A 21,323-nucleotide genomic window follows, 5' to 3' on the forward strand; every position below is an offset into this window, starting at 1 on the left:
GGGGGCGGAAAGTCCCGCCTGCGGAAGGTTTGGCGGTTTTTGGGGGCGAGGCCGGTTTCTAGACTTCCCGCGTGATCTCTTCGAGGATCGCCGTGCCGTAGGCGTCGAGCTTGCGGTCGCCGATGCCCGAGATGCCGGCGAGGTCGGCGAGGCTCGCGGGGCGCGCGATCGCGATCTCGCGCAGCGTAGCGTCGTGGAAGATCACGTACGCGGGCACGTTGCGTTCGCGGGCGGTCGCGGCGCGCCACGCGCGGAGACGGTCGAACAGCGTCAGCGGCACGCCGTCGGGGATCTCAAGGCGCGTGCTGCGGCTGCGGCGGGCACGCTGCTTTTCGGGCGGAATCCGCAGCGCGAATTCGGATTCGCCGCGCAGCAGCGGGCGCGCGAGGTCGGTCAGCGTCAGCGCGTTGTGGCGGTCGTGGTCGACGGCGAGCAGGCCGTGCGCGACGAGCTGGCGGAACAGCGTGCGCCAGGTCTTCTCGTCGAGATCGGTGCCGATACCGAAGGTGCTGACCTTGTCGTGCTCCCAGTCGCGCACCTTGTCGGTGAGTTCGCCGCGCAGCACGTCGATCACGTGCCCGGCGCCGAAGCGCTGGCCGGTGCGGAAGACCCCCGACAGCGCGCGGCGCGCGGCGTCGGTCGCATCCCACGTGCGCGGCGGTTCGAGGCAGTTGTCGCAGTTGCCGCAGGGTTCGCTCGCCTCGCCGAAATGCGCGAGCAGGTGGCGGCGGCGGCAGCCGGTCGTCTCGACGAGGCCGACGAGCGCGTCGAGCCGCGCGCGGGCGCGCCGCTTGAAGTCCTCGGCGCCTTCGGATTCGTCGATCATGCGCCGCTGCTGCACGACGTCCTGCGCGCCCCACGTCATCCACGCCTGCGCCGCAAGGCCGTCGCGACCGGCGCGGCCGGTCTCCTGGTAGTAGCCCTCGATCGAGCGTGGCAGGTCGAGGTGCGCGACGAAGCGCACGTCCGGCTTGTCGATGCCCATGCCGAACGCGATCGTCGCGCACATCACGATGCCGTCCTCGCGCAGGAAGCGGTTCTGGTGCGCCGCGCGCACTTCCTGCGGCATTCCGGCGTGGTACGGGAGCGCGCGGATGCCCTGTTCCTCGAGCCACGTCGCGGTCTCCTCGACCTTGCGGCGCGACAGGCAATAGACGATGCCGGCTTCGCCGGCGTGGTCGTCGCGGATGAACGCGAGGAGCTGGTTGCGCGGGTTGTCCTTGTCGACCATCCGGTAGCGGATGTTCGGGCGGTCGAAGCTCGACACGAAGCGGCGGGCGTCGACGAGGCCGAGGCGCTCGGCGATCTCCTCGCGCGTTTCCGGGTCCGCGGTCGCGGTCAGCGCGATCCGCGGCACGCCGGGAAAACGCTCCGGCAGCACCGACAACTGCAGGTACTCGGGCCGGAAGTCGTGGCCCCATTGCGACACGCAGTGCGCTTCGTCGATCGCGAACAGCGCGAGGCGGCCGTCGCGATGCAGGCGTTCGAGCGTCGCGAGCAGCCGCCCGGTCAGCAGGCGTTCCGGTGCGACATACAGCAGATCGAGCCGTCCGCCGACCAGGTCGCGCTCGACCGTGATGGATTCGTCATTGGTCTGGCTCGAGTTCAGATAGGCTGCCGCCACCCCCGCTTCCTGCAGCGCACTCACCTGGTCCTGCATCAGCGCGATCAGCGGCGAGACCACGACCGCGGTGCCGGGGCGCAGCAGCGCAGGGATCTGGTAGCACAGCGACTTGCCGCCGCCGGTGGGCATCAGCACCAGCGCGTCGCCCCCGGCCGCGACGTGTTCGACGATCGCGTGCTGCTCGCCGCGGAACGCGGTGTAGCCGAAAACGTGTTCGAGCAGGTGAAGCGCGGATGGGGATCGGGGGTCGGTGCTCATCGGCGCCATTCTACCGGCGATCGTCCGCCACGGAGGCGGAGGGGGCGGGTAAGGTGGCGGCGCGAGCACGGAAAATGCGGGGTGAATATTCTCGACCGCGGCGTGCGGGTAGGATCGCGCCCGGCCAAGGGTGCCAAGCAGTGCGATCAGGACAGATTCCGGGGGCAACGAATGCGGAAAACCGACGTTTCAGCGCTGTACACTGCATTTCCCCACCTCGAGAAACTCGAAAAACTGTGGGGCAGCAAGGACGGTCGCGATTTCATCAACGCGCTGCTCAACGACACCCGGGGCGGCACGCGCCAAGGCTTTCCGGCCGAGCACGCCGTGACGATCCTGCGGCTGCTGCTCGAGCACGACGCGCTCTTTCCGCAGTTCGAGGATTCGACGGGCGCGATCTGGCAGGACCCGGAGCGGCAGCGCCGCCCGCGCTGACCGGGGCGATTGACCCGGTAATCGGACAGGCAACCCCGTTCGCTCCGGGCTTGTCGATGGGCGTTCATGCTTGCCCGGCTTCGACAGACCGGTTCTGAGCGAAGTCGAAGGATCCGGCCCGGAGGCGGTTTTGCTTGCCGCGTGAACAATCGCCGCCGCCCGCGGTGCGGACGGTCTTCTCGCGCGCGTCAGCCGCCGCGAATGCGGCCGAGCAGCGCGGTCGTCGAGCGTTCGTGCTCGAACGGAATCGAGTGCACCGCGCCGCCCCAGCCCCGCACTTCCGCCGCGCCGACGATCCGGTCCACGGCCCAGTCGCCGCCCTTGACGAGCACCTCGGGCCGTGCGTCGAGGATGCGAGCGAGCGGCGTGTCCTCGTCGAACCACGTCACGAGATCCACGCATTCGAGTGCCGCCATGACCGCGAGGCGGTCTTCGAGCGGATTGACCGGCCGGTCCTCCCCTTTGCCCAGCCGCCGGACCGACGCGTCGGTGTTCAGCGCGATGACCATCGCCGCGCCGAGCGCCCGCGCCTGCGCGAGATAGGTGACGTGTCCGCGGTGCAGGATGTCGAAGCAGCCGTTCGTGAAGACGAGCGGGCGCGCCTGCGCCGCGGCGCGCGCGGGCAAGTCGTCGGGCGGGCAGATTTTCGATTCGAAAGCGGGGCGGGGATAGGGCATTGGCGGTGACGTCTCGGAACGGGCGCCAATTCTAGCCCGCGCAGGCACGACGGTCGCGGGTGACGGAAAAAGCGGCGGCGCCGCGCCGGGCGAACGTGGGCGGACTGCGCCGCGCTCCGGTGAGCCGGTCTCGCGGGAAGGGGGCCTACCGGATAGTGCGTGCGAACCCTACCGGAGAGTCCGGAGTCATCTCTTTGTCGTATGCATGCTGCGCTGCAACAGCCGTGCATCCGGGAAAACCCGCACCGAAAAGCAGCCCTCTTCGCGACGGTCGCGGCAGTACCACGTATTGCAACGCAATATCTTGATCCGCCGCAAAAAACCGTTATTGCGGGTGCCGATTTCGCTATGGCATGATCGGTTCGAACAGGCGGTTTGCCCGTCGCATTTCCCGCTCCGGTAAGACTCCCTGCGAATCGTCCTGCAGACCGGGAGATCGCGGAAAGGCGGCGCGGTCCCTCCTGTTTCCATCGGGCTCTCCGAAAAAGGGGCCGCGCTTCTCGCGAAGGCCCGCGCTTTCGCGGATGCCGCCACCGCAATCGATGGGGGTTGGGACATGAGTTTTGCCGGTCGCGCCGCAGCTCCAGTCACCCTGCTCGTCGCCGCTCGCTCCGCCCTCGCGCAGGGCGATGCGATGGCGAAGAGCAAGTACAACCTTCCGCCCCCGGTCTCCGAGATCGGCGCGCAGATCTACGACATGCACACGATGATGCTGATCATCTGCCTGGTGATCTTCGTCGGCGTGTTCGGCGTGATGTTCTGGGCGGTCTTCAGCCACCGCAAGTCCCGCGGGGCGGTCGCGGCGAATTTCCACGAGAACACGACCGTCGAGATCGCGTGGACCGTGATCCCGGTATTCATCCTGCTCGGTATGGCGTGGCCGGCGACGAAGACCGTGATCGCGATGAAGGACACGTCGAACCCCGACATCACGATCAAGGCCACCGGTTACCAGTGGAAGTGGGGTTACGACTACCTGCAGGGCGAAGGCCAGGGCATCCGCTTCGTGTCGAACCTGTCGACGCCCCGCGAGCAGATCGAGGGCAACGCGGCGAAGGGCCCGAACTACCTGCTCGAAGTCGACAACCCGCTCGTCGTGCCTGTCGGCAAGCGCATCCGGGTGCTGATGACGGCGAACGACGTGATTCATTCATGGTGGGTACCGGCGTTCGGCGTCAAGCAGGACGCGATACCCGGTTTCATCCGTGACGCGTGGTTCCGCGCCGACACCGAAGGCGTCTATCGCGGCAACTGCGCCGAGCTGTGCGGGCGCGACCACGGCTTCATGCCGGTCGAAGTGCACGTCGTATCGCTGCAGGCGTACAGCGAATGGGTCGCGCGTCAGCTGGCCGCTTCCGGTGGCGAGGATCACCCCAACCCGCCGATCAATACGCCGACGACCGGCGCGAGCGCCGCGCGCGAGGGCACGCCGCACCCGTCGGCGGCAGGCGGCAGCACGGCGACCGAGTGAAGGCACCGCGCCCGCGGGTGAACAGCGACTCGACCGACGCCGCGGGCGGCAGACAGTAGGCGGGCCGGGCCTCGTACCGGCAAGGGAACGTCAAGGAGGCAGCATGGCCGCGGTAACCCCCGATCAGTTGCACGACCACCACCACGGTCCGACCGGCCTGATGCGCTGGGTCACGACGACGAACCACAAGGACATCGGCACGATGTACCTGATCTTCGCCTTCGTGATGTTCCTGTCCGGCGGCGTGCTCGCGCTGACGATCCGCGCGGAGCTGTTCCAGCCCGGCCTGCAGATCGTGCAGCCGGAGTTCTTCAACCAGCTCACGACGATGCACGGGCTGGTGATGATCTTCGGTGCGATCATGCCGGCTTTCGTCGGCTTCGCGAACTGGCAGATCCCGCTGATGATCGGCGCCTCCGACATGGCGTTCGCGCGGATGAACAACTGGAGCTTCTGGCTGCTGCCGCCGGCAGCGATCCTGCTGATCGGCTCGTTCTTCGTGCCCGGCGGCGCGACCGCGGCCGGCTGGACAATGTACGCGCCGCTATCGGTGCAGATGGGCATCGGCCAGGACATGGCGATCTTCGCGGTGCACATCATGGGGATCAGCTCGATCATGGGCGCGATCAACATCATCGTCACCGTGCTGAACATGCGCGCGCCGGGCATGACGCTGATGCGGATGCCGCTCTTCTGCTGGTCGTGGCTGATCACCGCGTACCTGTTGATCGCGGTGATGCCGGTGCTCGCCGGCGCCGTGACGATGGTCCTCACCGACCGCCACTTCGGCACGAGCTTCTTCAACGCGGCCGGCGGCGGCGACCCGGTGATGTACCAGCACATCTTCTGGTTCTTCGGCCACCCGGAGGTCTACATCATGATCCTCCCGGCCTTCGGCATCATCAGCCAGATCATCCCGACCTTCGCGAGGAAGCCGCTGTTCGGCTACGCGTCGATGGTCTATGCGATCGCGGCGATCGCGATCCTGTCGTTCTCGGTGTGGGCGCACCACATGTTCACGACCGGGATGCCCGCAACCGGCCAGCTGTTCTTCATGTACGCGACGATGCTGATCGCGGTGCCGACCGGCGTGAAGGTGTTCAACTGGGTCGCGACGATGTGGCGCGGCTCGATGACGTTCGAGCCGCCGATGCTGTGGGCGGTCGGCTTCATCCTCGTGTTCACGATCGGCGGCTTCACCGGCCTGATCCTCGCGGTCGCGCCGATCGACATCCAGGTGCAGGACACCTACTACGTCGTCGCGCACTTCCACTACGTGCTCGTCGCCGGCAGTCTCTTCGCGCTGTTCGGCGGCGCGTACTACTGGCTGCCGAAATGGACCGGCCACATGCCCGACGAGCGGCTCGGCACGATCCATTTCTGGTGCTCGATGATCTTCTTCAACGTCGCGTTCTTCCCGATGCACTTCCTCGGGCTCGCCGGCATGCCGCGGCGCATTCCCGACTACTCGCTGCAGTTCGCGGACTTCAACATGATGGCGACGATCGGCGCGTTCGGTTTTGGGCTGTCGCAGCTGATCTTCATCGTCGTCGCGGTGAAGTGCGTGCGCGGCGGCGCGCGCGCGTCGGCGCGGGCGTGGGAGGGTGCCGACGGGCTCGAATGGACGGTGCCGTCGCCGGCGCCGCATCACACGTTCGAAGAGGCGCCGGTCCTGCGCTGAGGCCGGCCGAGATGAACTCCAGGCGCTCCAGGAACCTTTGCACCGGCTTGCTGCTCGCGGCGGTCGCGCTCGCGTTCTTCGTCGGCGTCATCGTCAAGTACAAGGTGTTCGGGCAATGAACGGCGCGGCCTCCGAAAACCGTCGATTGCTGGTGCGCCTCGCGCTCGCGGCGGTCGTGATGTTCGGCTTCGGCTTCCTGCTCGTGCCGTTCTACGAAAAGATCTGCGAAGTCACCGGCCTCAACAATCTGCTCCGCGCGGACTCCGTCGCGAACACGCAGGTAGACGCGACGCGCACCGTCACCGTGCAGTTCGACGCCAACGTCCATGATCTGCCATGGAAGTTCCGTCCGCTGCAGGCGTCGGTACAGGTGCATCCGGGGGAACTCGTGACCGTCGCGTACGAAGTATCGAACGGTCGCAGCGAGCCGGTCACCGGCCAGGCGGTGCCGAGCTACGGGCCGCAGTTGGCCGGGAAATTCTTCCGCAAGATGGAGTGCTTCTGCTTCACGCAGCAGACGCTCGCGCCGGGCGAGAAGCGGCTGATGCCGGTCGCCTTCGTCGTCGATCCCGGCCTGCCCCCGGATGTCGGCACGATCACGCTTTCCTACACGTTCTTCGAGATCGCCGGGCGGCGCATGGTCAGCGACGGAGGCAAGGGGACCCCGTCTTGAGCGACGCGGAGCGCGGCCCGGACGCGCCGCAGCCGCGGGCGAGGCGGGCGGGATTCTGGGCGACGCTGAAGGCGGTGATGTGGGCGTTCCTCGGCGTGCGGCGGCGGGACGACTACCACCTCGACGCGAGCTCGCTCGACCCGAAGGCGGTGATCGTCGCCGGCCTGCTCGGCGGCCTGGTGTTCGTGCTGACGCTGGTCGCGGTCGTGACCTTCGTCGTCCGGGCGTAGCGGGCCCCTCCCGGCGCCAGGGGCGAGGCGCGACGAGAAGCTTGTCCAGTCGCGACGGTGGCGCGGGCAGGGGCGAGGCGAGGGTTTTTTCGGCCGGCGTCGAAACGGCAAATGCCGCGTCACGGCGCGGGGAACTGCGAAACGACGGCCAAACTGGGAGGCACTCATGACGCACGCGATGGAAAGATATTTCGTCCCCGAGCCGTCGAAATATCCGATCTTCGGCTCGATCGCGCTGCTGCTGTTCGCGTCCGGCGCGGTGATGTGGCTCAATCGCGTCGGCCCGGGCCAGTGGGTGTTCTTCCTCGGCATCGCGGTCCTGGTCTACATGCTGTTCGGCTGGTTCGGACAGGTCATCCGCGAATCCGAGAGCGGCAAGTACGGCGCAAAGGTGGACCGCTCGTTCCGCTGGTCGATGGGCTGGTTCATCTTCTCGGAAGTGATGTTCTTCAGCGCGTTCTTCGGCGCGCTGTTCTACGCGCGCGTGCTGACCGTGCCGTCGCTCGCGAGCGGCGCCAACGAGGCCCTGATCTGGCCCGGCTTCACGCCGGCGTGGCCGACCGACGGCCCCTACCTCGTCGACCCGTTCACGCCGATGGGCGCCTGGGGCATTCCGGCGCTGAACACGCTGATCCTGCTGACCTCCGGCGGCACGCTGACTTGGGCGCACTACGGCCTGCTGAAAGGCAACCGCACGCAGTTGAAACTCGGCCTGCTGCTGACGATCCTGCTCGGCGCGACCTTCCTCGGCTTCCAGATCTACGAATACATCCACGCGTACGGCGAACTCAACCTGCGGCTCGACACCGGCATTTACGGCTCGACCTTCTTCATGCTGACCGGCTTTCACGGGCTTCACGTGACGATCGGCGCGATCATGCTGACGGTGACGCTCGGCCGCGTGCTCGCCGGCCATTTCCGCCCCGATCACCACTTCGCGTTCGAGGCGACCGCGTGGTACTGGCACTTCGTCGACGTCGTCTGGCTGATGCTCTTCGTCGTCGTGTATTGGCTGTAGTCAGAGGCGCTTCGTGATCAGCCCCGTCGCGAACCCCGCCATCAGCAGCACGAACAGCGCGATCGACAGCCCGACGCGGATCGCCAGCGCCCGCGCCGTGCGCCGCCCCTTTCCCTGGTCGCGGAGCAGGAACAGCAGCGCCGACGCGAGGCTGCCGACGATGAGCACGAGGAAGACGATCACGACGATGCGCATGACGGGACTCCGGCGGGCTGGGATCGGCGCTCATTCTCGCGCGGTTTTTCCGCCAGCGGGAGCGGTGAAGGGATGAGTTTCACGCGGTTCCACCCTATGCCGCTCGTCGCCGGGCTCGCGGTCCTGGTCGTGACTTTGCTGCTCGGCAACTGGCAAGTCCGTCGCGCGGCGGAAAAAGCCGACCTGCAGGCGCGTATCGAGGCCGGCGCCGCGGCGGGCGCCGTTTCGGCGGCCGACGCGGGCGTGGTCGCCGAGTGGCGAACGGTCTCGTTGCGCGGCGAGTGGCAGGCGGCGCAGACGATCTACCTCGACAACCGCGTCCTGCGCGGGCGCGTCGGCTACCACGTGCTGACGCCGCTGCGGCTCGCCGACGGCAGCGAGCCGGTGCTCGTGAACCGCGGCTGGATCGCCGGCACGCGCGACCGCCGCGAGCTGCCGCCGGTCGCGTCGCCTGCCGGCCCGGTCGCACTCGCCGGCACGGTGCGCGTGCCCGAAGCGCATCCCTTCACGCTTGCCGACGAGGCGGGGCGCGGGCAGGTCTGGCAATACCTCGACCTCGCGCGCTATCGCGAATCGACCGGGCTGCCGGTGCGCGGCTGGATCGTCCAGCAGACGTCCGACGCGGCCGACGGCCTCGTGCGCGACTGGCCGCGGCCCGACGCCGGCATCGACCGCCACCGCGGCTACGCGTTCCAGTGGTATTCGCTCGCCGGCCTTTCGTTCGTGATGACCGCAGCGTATGTGATAAGGAGGCTCGGAACGTGACGCAACGCAACGCGAAGCTCACCCTCGCTGCGCTCGCCCTCGTGTGCACGCTGCCGGTCGCGGCATCGTATCTCGCGTACTACGTGTGGCAGCCGACGGGCAAGGTCAATTACGGCGAACTGATCGGGCCTGCGCCGCTGCCCGAGGCGCAGCTCGCCGGCATCGCCGGACAGCCGGCAGTCAGGCGCGCCGAGCTGAACGGGCGCTGGATGCTGCTCTATGTCGGCCCCGGCGATTGCGACGCGGCGTGCGAGCACGCGCTGTATGCGTCCCGGCAGTCGCGCCTCGCGCAGGGCGAGGACATGACGCGCGTCGGGCGGCTGTGGGTCGTCACCGACGACGCGGTCCCGTCGCCTCGCGTCCTCGCCGATCACGATGGTCTGCGGGTCGCACGGGGCGATCCCGCCTGGGCCGCGGCGTTGCCTGCGGCGAACGAGGGCGGGGGGCTGATTCTCGTCGATCCGCTCGGCAACGCGATGATGCGGTTTCCGCCGCTGGCCGACATCAAGCTCGTGATCAAGGACTTGCAGCGCCTGCTGAAATACTCGCCGCTCGGCCGGGGCGAGTCATGAAGCTCTATCGACGGCTGATCCTCGCCGCATTCGCGCTCGCCGCGGCCGTGATCGTGTTCGGCGCCTACGTCCGCCTCGCCGACGCCGGGCTCGGCTGTCCCGATTGGCCCGGTTGCTACGGGCAGTTGAGCCCGCATCACGCGCAGGCTGACATCCTGCAGACGCAGGGAGTCGACCCGCACGGGCCGGTGAGCCTGCCGAAAGCGTGGAAGGAGATGATCCACCGCTACCTCGCCGCGAGTCTCGGCCTGCTGATCGTCGTGATCGCCGGGGTCGCCTGGCGGCGGCGAGACCGGCAGGGCACCGCGCCGGGCACGGCGACCTTGCTCGTCGGCGTCGTGATCTTTCAGGGCATCCTCGGCAAATGGACCGTCACGCTGCTGCTGAAGCCGGCGATCGTCACCGCGCATCTGCTCGGCGGGCTGACGACGCTGGCGCTGCTCGCGTGGCTCGGGCTGCGCGCGCAGCGCGTCGCCAGACTGCCGGTGCCGCCGGGCGTGCGCGCGGTCGCGCGAATCGGCCTCGCGCTGCTCGTCGCCCAGATCGTGCTCGGCGGCTGGACGAGCACGAACTACGCGTCGCTCGCCTGCACCGACTTTCCGACCTGCCATGGCACTTTCTCGCCCGCGACCGATTACGGAAACGCGTTTCACGTCGTCCGCGAGCTCGGCATGACCGCCGACGGCGACTTCCTGCCGCTCCCCGCGCTGACGGCGATCCACTGGTCGCACCGGCTCGGCGCCGTCGTCGCCGGTGCGGCGCTGTACCTGCTCGCGTGGCTGCTGGCGCGGCGTCAATCGACACAGCCGCTCGGCCTCGCGCTGCTCGCCGCGATCACGCTCCAGGTCGCGCTAGGCATCGCGAACGTCGTCTTTGGCCTGCCGCTCGCGCTCGCGGTCGCGCACAACGCGGGCGCGGTGCTGCTTGTCGCGCTGCTCGTGTCGATCAATTACCGCGTCGGTCCGCTACGGGCCGAAGCCACCGTCGGGCGACGGAAAGCCGCCGGGAGAGGAAAGCATGAACACCAGAACTCTTTCGCCTGACCGACACGCCGCCGCGCGGCGGCTGCACGCGTTCTACGTGCTGACGAAGCCGCGCGTGAATACGCTGATCGTGTTCTGCGCGGTGATCGGCATGTTCCTCGCCGAGAGCACGGGACTGCCGTCGCCGGCCATCGTGCTCGCGGCGACGATCGGCATCGCCTGCGTCGCCGGCGCGGCGGCGGCGATGAACTGCCTCATCGAGGCCGGCCTCGACGCGCGCATGACGCGCACCCGCCACCGCCCGCTGCCGACCGGGGAACTGACCCCGGGCGAGACGCTGCTGTTCGCCGGCGTTCTCGGCGGCGTCGGCCTGACGGTGCTGCACATCTGGGTGAACCCGCTGACGATGTGGCTCACGCTCGCGACCTTCGTCGGCTACGCGGTGGTCTACACCGTGCTGCTGAAGCCGCGCACGCCGCAGAACATCGTGATCGGCGGCGCGTCCGGCGCGATGCCGCCGGTGCTGGGCTGGGCGGCGGTGACCGGCGAAGTCGGCGCGGACGCGCTGCTGCTGTTCCTGATCATCTTCGCGTGGACCCCGCCGCACTTCTGGTCGCTCGCGCTGTACCGCAGCGCCGACTACGCCCGCGCCGGCCTGCCGATGCTGCCGATCACGCACGGGCCCGAGTTCACCCGCCTCTCGGTGCTGCTCTACACCTGCATCCTGTTCGGCGTGACGCTGCTGCCGTATGCGACGCGGATGAGCGGCGGCATCTATCTCGCCGCGGCGGTCGCGCTCGGCGGCGCGTTCCTACGCTACGCGTGGAAGCTTTACGTCGACTACAGCGACGCGCTCGCGCGCCGCACGTTCCGCTTCTCGATCCTGTATCTGTTCTTGCTCTTCGCGGCGCTGCTGGCGGATCATTACCTCCGGTTCTGATCACGCCCCGGATGCCCGATGTTCCGTACCCTCGTCGTCGCGGCCGCGCTCGCGCTCGCCGCCTGTTCCGGCCCGCCCGCGCCGACCTTCCACGCTACCGACATCACCGGCGCCGAGTACGGCCGCACGCTCGCGCTGACCGACCATAACGGAAAGCCGCGGACGCTCGATGACTTCCGCGGCAAGGTCGTCACGGTTTTCTTCGGCTACACGCAATGCCCGGACGTCTGCCCGACGACCCTGACGACGATGAGCGAAGTGATGCGTCGCCTCGGACCCGAGGCCGACCGCGTGCAGGTGCTCTTCGTCACCGTCGACCCGGAGCGCGACACGCAGGCGCTGCTCGCGAACTACGTCCCGGCCTTCGATCCGCGCTTCCTCGGCCTGCGCGGCAGCCTCGACGAGACCGCCGCGGTCGCGAAGGATTTCCGTACCTTCTACCAGAAGAGCGGCGACACGAGCGGCCCGAACTACACGATCGACCACGCCGCCGGCACTTACGTGTTCGACTCGCAAGGCCGGGCGCGGCTGTACGTCAAGCATGGCGAAACGGCGGAAAACATTGCTGCCGACATCCGGGTGCTGCTCGCCGGGAATTAGGAATCGGTCGACGTTACCCGAAAACGCGCGGCCCTTCGCCTGCGGCTCATGCCGACCTGCGCCGGGGCACGCCCGAAGCGTAGCGGGCCGCAGGTCGGCGGAGCGATGTCCGACGTCCTCGGCGTCCGGGGCTTCGCGTCGGCCTTCGCCTGCGGCTCACCCCGACCTACGCCGAATCTCGCCCGCGCGGAAACCCGAACCGTAGGTCGGACCGGGCGAAGCGATATCCGGCATGAAGCGCGACCGATCGGCGCGAAAGCCGCCGCGGCCAAGCTGGCATCAAGCGGCGACCAGCAGTCCCCGCATCTTCTGCATCGCTTTTGCCTCGATCTGGCGAATCCGTTCGGCCGACACGCCGTATTCGGCGGCGAGTTCATGCAGCGTCGCGCTGTCGCCTTCGGCTAGCCAGCGCCGCTTGACGATGTTGCGGCTGCGGTCGTCGAGGCTCGCGAGCGCCTCGCTGAGCCCTTCGTCCTGCAATCGCGACAGCTGCGCCTGTTCGAGCACTTCGGACGGCTCCGCATGCGGGTCGGGCAGGTAAGCGATCGGCGCGAAGCGCTCGTCATCGTCGTCGCTGCCGCCTTCGAGCTGGATGTCGCGGCCGGAAAGGCGCGTTTCCATCTCGACGACTTCCTCCGGCTTGACGCCCAGCTGCAGCGCGATCGATTGGACTTGGTCGCGGTTCAGCGCGCCGGTGTCCTGCTTGAGCCCGCGCAGGTTGAAGAACAGCTTGCGCTGCGCCTTCGTCGTCGCGATCTTCACGAGGCGCCAGTTTTTCAGGATGTATTCGTGGATCTCGGCCTTGATCCAGTGCATCGCGAACGACACCAGCCGCACGCCGCGCGTCGGGTCGAAGCGCTTGACGGCCTTCATCAGGCCGATGTTGCCTTCCTGGATCAGGTCCGCGTGCGGCAGTCCGTAACCGAGGTAGCCGCGCGCGATCGCGACGACCAGCCGCAGGTGCGACATGACGAGCTTGCGCGCTGCTTCCACGTCACCCTCGTCGCGCAGACGCGTCGCCAGATCCACTTCCTCGCGCTCGGTGAGCAACGGGATGCGGTTCACCGCCTGGATGTACTGGTCGATGCTGCCTACGGCAGAAGGAAGCGGGAATGACAGGGCTTGACTCATGGGTTCAGGTCCTCCTTGGCTCGTGATTTTAGCACTCGCGCGGTGAGAGTGCTAAAGGGGCGGCGAGTTCCCGTCGCGCGGGCGTGCGGACGCCGCGTTTCCTGCGCGCAGCGGGCTGGTTCGCCGCGCTTCCCGGCTTCCGCAGTGCGTGGATTTCCGCGACCCGGCCGACGCATTCCTGCAGACGAAGCGCGAGCGAATCCGCTGAAAATTCATTTGTTTGTAATGCACAGAAACAGGTTTGTATGCAAGGGCTTCAATGACGACGACGTCGTCCCGCCATGCCAAACGCGCCCCTTGTTGCGCCTGCGCAACACCTTTTGCTCAAACCGTCGATTCAGGCCGTGTCGAACTTGCGTTGCCCGCAGCCGGCTTTGCACAATCATCGCAACTTCTCGCTTGAGAGGTAAGTCTGGCCGCGGTCAGTGCCACGGCCTCAGCTTCAAATTAGAGGAGAAACAAATGCAGAAGAAACTGATCGCCCTGGCCGTCGCCGGCCTGGTCTCTGCTCCGGTTTTCGCGCAGTCGAACGTGACCGTCTATGGCATCGTCGATGCGTTCTTCGCATACAGCAAGTATGACGACAACAAGTTCACCGGTATCGAAAGCGGCGGTCTGGCCGGCTCCCGCCTCGGTTTCCGCGGCACCGAAGACCTCGGCAACGGCCTGAAAGCGGTGTTCACGCTCGAGTATGGTCTGGAAGTCGATGATAACGAAGGCGTCGGCGCCGGCGGTTCGCGTAGCCGCCAGCAGTTCGTCGGCCTGCAGGGCAACAGCTGGGGCTTCATCGGTCTCGGCCGCCAGTACTCCCCCGGCTACTGGACGTCCGCCAAGTACGACGCCATCCCGACCGTTCCGTTCAGCCCGCAGTTCGTGCTCGCGAATTCCCGCGGCTCGAACATCGTGGCCGGCACCGCGGCTCGCGTCAGCAACGCGATCAATTACAAGTCGCCGAACTGGGGCGGTCTGACGGTGAACGCGATCTACGGCTTCAACGAAGCGAACCAGGAAGACAACCGCCAGGCGGGTGACCTCGCCGCGGTCGGCGTCGACTATTCGAACGGCCCGCTCGGCATCGGTCTCGTCTACAGCCAAGTGAAGCAGGATGCGGGGGCGATCGGAACCGAGAAGTTCCAGCCCGCTAATACCGGTACCGGTTTCGTCATCACTGGAGTCGATCCTGTCACCGGAGTCGTCACGGCGGCTCCGGTTGGATTGACAACCGCCGACGAGACGAAGAAGGAATGGTACGTCGGTGCCGGTTACGATCTCGGCATGTTCAAGCTGGTTGCGTCCTACCAGCAGATCGACGATGCCAATGCCTTGGAACAGAAGGACAAAGTCTGGCAGGTCGGCGGCGTCGTCCCGGTCGGCGCTGCGGGCAAGGTGCACGTATCCTATGGCCGCCTCGATGCCGATGCGGACAACATGGATACCGATTCCTTGGCGCTGCTGTACTCGCACAGCCTGTCGAAGCGGACGACCCTCTACACGGGCGTCAGCGTGATCGACAACGACGACCTTACGCGCATCTCGTCGGTCGCTCGGAACTCCGATCAGAGCGCAGGCGAGAAGGATAAGAACTTCTTCTTCGGCGTGAATCACACGTTCTGATCGTCTCCTGACGGTTTGAACTCGAACGGGTGCTTCGGCACCCGTTTTTTTTCGTGCGCTGGGAAGGGCGTGCAACGCTTGGAGGCGGGAGGCGTTTCGCTGTCCGATGTCGCTCCAGCCGAATCGCCTCGTGCTACCGGCGACGCAGGCGATGCTGCCCGGTTACGGAACGACCTTGACCCGCCCGCCGGTCTTGTCGATCAGGTGCCGGGCGAAGGCTTCGCGGGTGCCGGGTTCGCCGTGGATCAGGCGCACTTCCTTGGGCAGGTAGCGCATCCCGGTGATGAAGCGCGTCAGGTCGTTGCGGTCGGCGTGCGCGGAATAACCGGAAATCGAGTGGATGCGGGCGCGGATGTCGATGCGTTCGCCGTCGAGATCGACGTAGCCGCCGCGCGGACCGAATTCCTGGATGCTGTAGCCGGGTGTGCCACGCGCTTGGTAGCCGACGAAGACGACGTCGTGGCGTTCGTCGCCGAGCATCGCCTTCAGGTAGTCGACGACCCGGCCGCCGGTGCACATTCCGCTCGCGGCGATCATGATCGCGGGTTCGCCGCTGCGCGCGAGCCGCCGGACGTTTGCGAGATGCGCTTCGTGGTCGTCGATCGCGACGAGCTGGTCGAAGGCGAGCGGCTTTCGACCGGCGCGCACGCGGGCGAGCGCTTCGCCGTCCCAGAACGCTTCGAGCTGGCGGTACTCCTCCGTGAACCGGCTCGCGAGCGGCGAGTCGAGATAAACGCGCAGATTCGCCCAGCGCGCCGCGTGCTTGCCCGGGCGCTTGTGCTGCCGGTGGATGATGTCCTCGAGCTCGTACAGGAGTTCCTGCGTGCGGCCGATGCTGAAGGCCGGCACGATCACCGTGCCGCCGTCGTTGAGCGCGCGCTCGATGACCTGCTGCAGCCGGTCCCGCCGGGTCTTGCGGTTTTCATGCACGCGGTCGCCGTAGGTCGTCTCGATGATCACGAGGTCCGCGCTCCAGGGGGGCGACGGCGGGCTCAGGATCGGGGCGTGGGGCGCGCCGAGGTCGCCCGAGAACAGCACCCGCTCGCGCGTGCCGGCCTGCGGCTGCGTGACTTCGCATTCGACATAGGCCGAGCCGAGGATGTGGCCGGCGCGTTGCAGCCGGATGCGGCATTTCAGCTCCGGCGTGTCGACGACATGGCGCCACTGGCGGTACGGCAGCGCGACGAGGCGGGATTCGACGAGTTTCAGGTAACGCTCGACCAGCTTCTGGTCGCGGCTGATGCCGAGCGCGAACGCGTCGGCGAGGACGATCGGCAGCAGGCGCGCGGACGGCTCGCTGCAGAGTATCGGCCCCTGAAAGCCGGCCGCGAGCAGCCACGGAATCCGTCCGACGTGGTCGACATGCACGTGCGTGACGATGAGCGCGCCAATAGTGTGGACATCGAAATCGATGTCGAACGTCTTCGCATCGGCGCCGCCGCTGCCGGAAGTTTCCGCGCCCTGGAACAGGCCGCAGTCGATCAGGAGGCTGTGCGCGGAATCGAGCACGAGTTCGTGGCAGGAGCCGGTTACGCCGTGCCGGCCGCCGTGATGGATGATTTTTGTCGTCATCGGCGAATTGTATTCGCCGGCGGCGCCGCCGGAAATGCTTGCAGCATGTTCAGGGTCGCTTCGCATGGTTCTCGCCCGATCGATTGCCGGGCGTCCCAGGTGCCCGCGCCACGCCGAGGGAGCAAGCGGGGGACCTGAACGGGAAGCGCTCCGGTGCGACCGTTTGCGGCCGGACGTCTTCGCCCGTCAGTCCAGGCGGCGGAGGTACTCGCGGGTAAACATCCGTTCGGGCAGTTCGCGCAACTGCATCGACTCGTACACGAGCACGGATTTGTCGCCCTTCTTCAACGCGTCTTCCATCACGAGCCGGGTCGGGCGAGTCTGGCCGGCGAGGGGGCGGAACTCCTCGTAGCGGCAAGTCTTCAACAGGCGTCCCGACAGCGCGTAGAACTCGGCCTGGATCGGGCGCGCATCCTTCTGCGCGACCCAGTATTTGACCTTCGCATAGGTCACGCTGCGGTCGACGGCCGCGAGGTCGAGGACCTGCGTCGCGACACCGTCGAGGGTGTCGGCGCCGACGATCACCGAACGGTAGTCGCCCGAAAAGTTGGCCCGTGCGAGGTCGCCGTTCGCGACCTGGCCGGTGAGCCGCTGAGCGAGCGAAAGGCGCACCGGCTGCGACACCGACGGCATGAAGACCCACAGGTCGCGTCCCCGCATCAGCAGAGCCTGGCCGCGCTCGGACGCGGGCTCGACGGTCAGCACGATCGTGTCCTCGTTGCCGCGCGAAAGGATGCGGTACTTGCGCTCGTCACCGGCCTGTCCGTCGCTGAAGTTCGTGATCGTGATATCGCTCTGGAAGCTTTCGCGCGGAAAGCGGATCGCATCGGCCTGCGCGACGAGCTTGCGCGCTGCTTCGTCGCCTTGCGCAGGGGGCTGCGACTCGGCTGCGCGTGCAATCGCGGGGGCGAGGAAGCCGGCGGCGAGCGCCGAAATGAAACACCGGCGGGGGCGTACGTTATCGTCCATGAGTGCTATCCTTATTTCGGTTTCATCACTGCGGGCCCGGGCAATATGGCGATCGTGCAGGTCTTGAACGTCAGCAAGCAATATCGGCTCGGCGAGCAGGAGGTGCAGGCCTTGCGCGACGTGTCGCTGACGATCGAGCCGGGCGTGTTTCTCGCGATTGCCGGGCCGTCCGGCAGCGGCAAGTCGACGCTGCTGCACATCATCGGCTGTATAGACACGCCGACCTCCGGGCGCGTTCTGATCGACGGGCGCGATGTGTCGGGGCAGACGCCGGACCAGCTCGCGGACCTGCGTGCGCGCACGATCGGATTCATTTTCCAGACGTTCAACCTGCTGCCGGTGCTCTCTGCCGAAGAGAACGTCGAGTACCCGCTGCTGCAATTCCCGGAGCTGTCGAAGCACGAGCGCCGCGAACGCGTCGCACATTACCTCGAAATGGTCGGGCTGGCGAAGTTCGCGCGCCATCGGCCGAATCAGCTTTCCGGTGGCCAGCGGCAGCGGGTCGCGATCGCCCGTGCGCTCGCGACGCACTCGAAGATCGTGCTCGCCGACGAGCCGACCGCGAACCTCGACCGTCACACCGGGGAGAGCATTCTCGAGCTGATGAAGGAGATCAACCGGCGCTCTGGAACGACGTTTGTCTTTTCGACGCACGACCGCCACGTGATGAACCTCGCCGATCAGCTCGTTTATTTCGAGGACGGCTCGATCGTCGGGGAAGACCGGAAGGCCGAACGCGAGGCGCGGCCCGCGGCTTCGGGTGTCGATGCCTCGACCTTCGCGGGTCCCGGAGCGGGGCGGTGACTGCAATCCGGCGCGGGGTCGCAGCGCTCGTCGTGTGCAGCCTTTGGTCGGTCCTCGCTACGGCGGCGGACGACATCGATGCGCTGTTCGATCTCGACAAGCCGCTCGCCCCGGCCGAGCCGTCCGGAAGCGGCCTGCGCTGGAGCGGCTATGCGGAAGCGAGCACGGCCTATGCGTACGAGGAGCCGGCGCACTGGTCGAAGCTGCGCGCGCGTTTCGAACTGGCGGCGAACGGCACGCTGGGCGAGCGGGCGAAGTTCAAGCTGTCCGGGCGGCTCGATGGCGACGGCGCGTACGATCTCGAAGACGGGCATTATCCGGAGCCGGTGCGACGCGACCAGCGTCGCGAGTTTTCGGTGCGCGAGGCGTATATCGACACGTCCGCGGGTGACTGGGAGTTCCGCTTCGGCCGCCAGCACGTCGTCTGGGGCGAAGTCGTCGGCATCTTTCTCGCCGATGTCGTCTCCGCGCGCGACATGCGCGAGTTCTTCCTGCCCGAATTCGAAGCGATGCGGATTCCGCAGTGGGCCGCGCGCGCCGAATATTTCGGCGAGAACTCCTACCTCGAGCTGCTGTGGATCCCGGTGCCGAGCTACGACGAAGTCGGCAAGCCCGGCGGGGATTTTTTTCCGTTTCCACTGCCGCCGGACTCGCGAGTGCACGAGCGCAAGCCGGCGGACAGCATCGAGAACACGAACTGGGGTGTCCGTGCGACACATCTGATCAACGGGTGGGACCTGTCCGCGTTCTACTATCGCAGCCTCGACGTGTCGCCGACGCTCTACCGGATTTCGCCCGCGCCGACTTTCGAATTGCGCCATGACCGCATCCGCCAGATCGGCGGGACGGTGTCGAAGGATCTCGGGGCGTTCGTGCTGAAAGGCGAAGCCGTGCATACGCACGGGCGAAGCATCAACACCGCGGACCCGGCCGCGCCGTTCGGCCTGAAACCATCGGACACGTTCGATTACATCGTCGGCGTCGATATTCCTGTCGAGGACCAGTGGCGGTTCAACATCCAGCATTACGGGCACGTGATCCGGTCGCACGAGGCGGCGATGGGCGTCGAGCGCCACGAGCGGGGCCTCACGCTGCTCGTCAATCGCAAGCTCGGCGACGACATCGAAGCCGAGGTGCTGCTCGCTTCGAGCATCGAGCATAAGGACTATATGGTCCGGCCGAAAGTCGCGTGGCGCCTGACGCGCGATTGGCGCGGGCAGGTCGGCGTCGACTTGTTCGGCGGCGGGCAAAACGGGCTGTTCGGGCGCTTCGCGAATCGTGACCGGGTGTATCTGGAATTGCGGCGCTGGTTTTAACGCGCGCGCACGGATTCCCCGGTCCCCTGCGCAAATCTGCGCGGCGGCACCTATAGTAATTTGAGACGATTTCGGCGATTCGTGCTGGCAGAAACCGGCCGTGCCGGGTTCGGATCGATGCCGGAGCGGGGAGGGGAGGATGCTGCCGACGACTTTCGCTTCAGACGCCGCATTGCGTTCCGCGCAGCTTCAACAACAGCTGATCCTGCTCGCTCGGCGAAAAGAACAGGCGGTAAAGACTGCGCTCCGGGCCTGGCTGGTTGCCGCCAAGGCGCTGGATCTGCTCTTCGGCATGTTCGAGCGACAGCCGCATCAATACCGCGGGAGCGCCGACGCGCGGACACGTGCGCTCGGGCCCCGCGACGCGATAGCCCATCATCCGGCGGTAGAAGCCGGTGTGCCGCGGGTGCACCTCGATGAAGAGGTCGGTCATGTTGTTGATCAGCCGCGTGATGATGAACGCGAGGTGGAACACCGTCGCCATCACTTCGGGGGAGCTGTGCGACGGGTCCATCGCAAGCCGGGTGACTTCGCAGACCCGCGCGCCCTTGCGTCGCGCCTGGTCGATTTCGGGGCGATACAGCGTGTCTGCGAGAAGACCTTGAGCGGAATCGACGCCGACCGTCAGGGTGCCGAAGAGCAGGTCCCCCTTGCAGGCGACGAGCGTGGTTTGACCGGGACGTTGCGCATGCATGACCGGGTGTTCGGTTTCCAGTCCGCGCCACGAATACATCCGTTGGACCAACGTGCTGATTCGGGTTTTCAGCGATTCCATCCGGTGGTCGGCGAGCCGAACATGGTAGCCGTCCCGTCTGATCGCGAATTCGGAGGGCATTAATTGCGACCCATGATCCTTAATTGAAAACGTCGGTTTCAGCGATGGTCCCTTGAACTCCGGGGCGCGTTCCACATGGTAAGCTGTTTCAGTCATTTGTCTTCGCGCCTCGCAGTCGTTTAACAAGAACAGCGGCATATCGAATAGGACAGAGGAGAGCGATCTGTCCTCGACCGCGGAGCGAACTTTACCGGAACGCTACTTTCATTCGCTGTAAGCGTATGTGTATCCCGGGCTGTGGGAAATATTCGCAAGGTCTTGTAACAGAAGGAAAATAGCTGGATGGAGTAAGCTCGGTATTCATCCTGACGAGGGGACATAAAAATGGCAGGGAGTAATAGTCTCAGGGTGTTCGGCCTGACGGTTACGGCGGTATTGCTCGCCGGTTGTGCGACATCGTCATATCCGCCGGCGCCGGCCGCCGCGGCGAGTGCCGAATACAATTACGTAATCGGGCCGGGCGATGCGGTGAACATCGTCGTCTGGCGCAATCCCGAATTGTCGATGTCGGTGCCGGTGCGGCCGGACGGCAAGATCACCACTCCGCTCGTCGAGGATCTGCCGGCGATCGGCAAGGATTCATCGACCCTCGCGCGGGATATCGAGCAGGCGCTTTCGAAGTTCATTCGCGAGCCGGTCGTCACGGTGATCGTGACGAACTTCGTCGGTCCGTACAGCGAGCAGATCCGCGTCGTCGGCGAAGCCGCGACGCCACAGGTCCTGCCCTACGTCCAGAAGATGACCCTGCTCGACGTCATGATCGCGGTCGGTGGCGTGACCGAGTTCGCCGACGGCAACGGCGCGTCGATCCTGCGGACGGGAGAGGGAAACAAGCAATACAGCGTCCGGATCGAGGATTTGATCAAGGACGGCGACGTTTCCGCGAACGTGGAAATGAAGCCGGGTGATGTCCTGATCATTCCGCAGAGCTGGTTCTGATCTCCTGAATTCGATTCTTCG

General features: G+C 66.6%; 23 protein-coding genes. 16 read left to right on the forward strand and 7 right to left on the reverse strand.

All coding sequences use genetic code 11. The features are described 5' to 3' along the window. Positions 1 to 58: 58 nt before the first annotated feature. On the reverse strand, positions 59 to 1,891 hold the full coding sequence (gene recQ, locus V6M37_RS05140; RefSeq protein ID WP_442880993.1) for a DNA helicase RecQ: 1,833 nt from the start codon (positions 1,889 to 1,891) through the stop codon (positions 59 to 61). A gap of 72 nt (positions 1,892 to 1,963) precedes the next feature. On the opposite strand from recQ, the gene V6M37_RS05145 reads away from it, so the two are divergent. Next, positions 1,964 to 2,317 carry a hypothetical protein gene (locus V6M37_RS05145; protein WP_332671452.1) on the forward strand — a complete coding sequence of 118 codons (354 nt, stop codon included), beginning with the start codon at positions 1,964 to 1,966 and terminating at the stop codon, positions 2,315 to 2,317. A 188-nt stretch (positions 2,318 to 2,505) separates the two neighbouring features. On the opposite strand, the gene rfaE2 is transcribed toward V6M37_RS05145, so the two are convergent. Then, on the reverse strand, positions 2,506 to 2,994 hold the full coding sequence (gene rfaE2 / locus V6M37_RS05150; RefSeq protein WP_332671453.1) for a D-glycero-beta-D-manno-heptose 1-phosphate adenylyltransferase: 489 nt from the start codon (positions 2,992 to 2,994) through the stop codon (positions 2,506 to 2,508). A 556-nt stretch (positions 2,995 to 3,550) separates the two neighbouring features. On the opposite strand from rfaE2, the gene coxB reads away from it, so the two are divergent. The 6 genes from coxB (at position 3,551) to V6M37_RS05180 (ending at position 8,067) form a co-directional block, all read left to right on the forward strand. Further along, positions 3,551 to 4,465: a cytochrome c oxidase subunit II gene (coxB, locus tag V6M37_RS05155; protein WP_332671454.1), complete on the forward strand. Its 915-nt coding sequence runs from the start codon at positions 3,551 to 3,553 to the stop codon at positions 4,463 to 4,465. A 103-nt stretch (positions 4,466 to 4,568) separates the two neighbouring features. Beyond that, positions 4,569 to 6,146: a cytochrome c oxidase subunit I gene (ctaD, locus tag V6M37_RS05160; RefSeq protein ID WP_332671455.1), complete on the forward strand. Its 1,578-nt coding sequence runs from the start codon at positions 4,569 to 4,571 to the stop codon at positions 6,144 to 6,146. Positions 6,147 to 6,157: 11 nt separating this feature from the next. Next, positions 6,158 to 6,265, forward strand: a complete 108-nt coding sequence (locus V6M37_RS05165) for a cytochrome oxidase small assembly protein (RefSeq protein WP_332671456.1) — start codon at positions 6,158 to 6,160, stop codon at positions 6,263 to 6,265. After that, positions 6,262 to 6,819 carry a cytochrome c oxidase assembly protein gene (locus V6M37_RS05170; protein ID WP_332671457.1) on the forward strand — a complete coding sequence of 186 codons (558 nt, stop codon included), beginning with the start codon at positions 6,262 to 6,264 and terminating at the stop codon, positions 6,817 to 6,819. Before V6M37_RS05165 ends, V6M37_RS05170 begins: the two co-directional genes overlap by 4 nt. Further along, on the forward strand, positions 6,816 to 7,049 hold the full coding sequence (locus V6M37_RS05175) for a DUF2970 domain-containing protein (protein WP_332671458.1): 234 nt from the start codon (positions 6,816 to 6,818) through the stop codon (positions 7,047 to 7,049). Before V6M37_RS05170 ends, V6M37_RS05175 begins: the two co-directional genes overlap by 4 nt. Positions 7,050 to 7,215: 166 nt before the next feature. Then, positions 7,216 to 8,067: a cytochrome c oxidase subunit 3 gene (locus V6M37_RS05180; RefSeq protein ID WP_332671459.1), complete on the forward strand. Its 852-nt coding sequence runs from the start codon at positions 7,216 to 7,218 to the stop codon at positions 8,065 to 8,067. Here V6M37_RS05180 and V6M37_RS05185 read toward each other — a convergent pair whose 3' ends face one another. Further along, complete coding sequence (locus V6M37_RS05185) at positions 8,068 to 8,262, reverse strand: twin transmembrane helix small protein (RefSeq protein WP_332671460.1); 195 nt, start codon at positions 8,260 to 8,262, stop codon at positions 8,068 to 8,070. A 72-nt stretch (positions 8,263 to 8,334) separates the two neighbouring features. On the opposite strand from V6M37_RS05185, the gene V6M37_RS05190 reads away from it, so the two are divergent. From V6M37_RS05190 to V6M37_RS05210, 5 genes are read left to right on the forward strand one after another with little or no spacing between them, the layout of a single operon-like run. Beyond that, on the forward strand, positions 8,335 to 9,027 hold the full coding sequence (locus tag V6M37_RS05190) for an SURF1 family protein (protein WP_332671461.1): 693 nt from the start codon (positions 8,335 to 8,337) through the stop codon (positions 9,025 to 9,027). Then, complete coding sequence (locus tag V6M37_RS05195) at positions 9,024 to 9,599, forward strand: SCO family protein (protein ID WP_332671462.1); 576 nt, start codon at positions 9,024 to 9,026, stop codon at positions 9,597 to 9,599. The genes V6M37_RS05190 and V6M37_RS05195 overlap by 4 nt, the downstream gene beginning before the upstream one ends. Beyond that, positions 9,596 to 10,642 (forward strand): COX15/CtaA family protein, encoded by a 1,047-nt coding sequence (locus V6M37_RS05200; protein ID WP_332671463.1) that lies wholly within the window; start codon positions 9,596 to 9,598, stop codon positions 10,640 to 10,642. Before V6M37_RS05195 ends, V6M37_RS05200 begins: the two co-directional genes overlap by 4 nt. After that, positions 10,617 to 11,522: a heme o synthase gene (gene cyoE, locus V6M37_RS05205; RefSeq protein WP_332671464.1), complete on the forward strand. Its 906-nt coding sequence runs from the start codon at positions 10,617 to 10,619 to the stop codon at positions 11,520 to 11,522. The genes V6M37_RS05200 and cyoE overlap by 26 nt, the downstream gene beginning before the upstream one ends. A gap of 18 nt (positions 11,523 to 11,540) precedes the next feature. Beyond that, a complete protein-coding gene (locus tag V6M37_RS05210) occupies positions 11,541 to 12,122 on the forward strand; it encodes an SCO family protein (RefSeq protein WP_332671465.1) in 582 nt (193 codons plus the stop codon). Positions 12,123 to 12,401: 279 nt separating this feature from the next. On the opposite strand, the gene rpoH is transcribed toward V6M37_RS05210, so the two are convergent. After that, positions 12,402 to 13,253 carry an RNA polymerase sigma factor RpoH gene (rpoH, locus tag V6M37_RS05215; protein WP_332671466.1) on the reverse strand — a complete coding sequence of 284 codons (852 nt, stop codon included), beginning with the start codon at positions 13,251 to 13,253 and terminating at the stop codon, positions 12,402 to 12,404. Between the two features lie 462 nt (positions 13,254 to 13,715). On the opposite strand from rpoH, the gene V6M37_RS05220 reads away from it, so the two are divergent. Beyond that, positions 13,716 to 14,867, forward strand: a complete 1,152-nt coding sequence (locus V6M37_RS05220; protein WP_332671467.1) for a porin — start codon at positions 13,716 to 13,718, stop codon at positions 14,865 to 14,867. A 162-nt stretch (positions 14,868 to 15,029) separates the two neighbouring features. Here V6M37_RS05220 and V6M37_RS05225 read toward each other — a convergent pair whose 3' ends face one another. Together V6M37_RS05225 and V6M37_RS05230 are read right to left on the reverse strand one after the other, a co-directional pair. Next, entirely contained in the window at positions 15,030 to 16,439 is a 1,410-nt protein-coding gene (locus V6M37_RS05225) for an MBL fold metallo-hydrolase (RefSeq protein ID WP_332671468.1), read from the reverse strand. Between the two features lie 186 nt (positions 16,440 to 16,625). Continuing rightward, positions 16,626 to 17,408 carry an outer membrane lipoprotein-sorting protein gene (locus V6M37_RS05230; protein ID WP_332671469.1) on the reverse strand — a complete coding sequence of 261 codons (783 nt, stop codon included), beginning with the start codon at positions 17,406 to 17,408 and terminating at the stop codon, positions 16,626 to 16,628. 45 nt (positions 17,409 to 17,453) lie between these two features. On the opposite strand from V6M37_RS05230, the gene V6M37_RS05235 reads away from it, so the two are divergent. Both V6M37_RS05235 and V6M37_RS05240 read left to right on the forward strand, forming a co-directional pair. Continuing rightward, positions 17,454 to 18,212, forward strand: coding sequence for an ABC transporter ATP-binding protein (locus V6M37_RS05235; protein WP_332671470.1), 759 nt, complete (start codon positions 17,454 to 17,456; stop codon positions 18,210 to 18,212). Then, the gene (locus V6M37_RS05240; protein ID WP_332671471.1) at positions 18,209 to 19,528 is read left to right on the forward strand and encodes a DUF1302 family protein; all 1,320 of its coding nucleotides are present in this window, start codon (positions 18,209 to 18,211) and stop codon (positions 19,526 to 19,528) included. The genes V6M37_RS05235 and V6M37_RS05240 overlap by 4 nt, the downstream gene beginning before the upstream one ends. A 160-nt stretch (positions 19,529 to 19,688) precedes the next feature. On the opposite strand, the gene V6M37_RS05245 is transcribed toward V6M37_RS05240, so the two are convergent. Continuing rightward, positions 19,689 to 20,303: an N-acyl amino acid synthase FeeM domain-containing protein gene (locus tag V6M37_RS05245; RefSeq protein ID WP_332671472.1), complete on the reverse strand. Its 615-nt coding sequence runs from the start codon at positions 20,301 to 20,303 to the stop codon at positions 19,689 to 19,691. Positions 20,304 to 20,687: 384 nt separating this feature from the next. Here V6M37_RS05245 and V6M37_RS05250 point away from each other — a divergent pair, with 384 nt between their 5' ends. After that, entirely contained in the window at positions 20,688 to 21,302 is a 615-nt protein-coding gene (locus V6M37_RS05250) for an XrtA/PEP-CTERM system exopolysaccharide export protein (protein ID WP_332671473.1), read from the forward strand. Positions 21,303 to 21,323 lie beyond the last annotated feature (21 nt).

The sequence above is a fragment of the Aromatoleum sp. genome, from assembly GCF_036675785.1.
Lineage (GTDB): Bacteria > Pseudomonadota > Gammaproteobacteria > Burkholderiales > Rhodocyclaceae > Aromatoleum.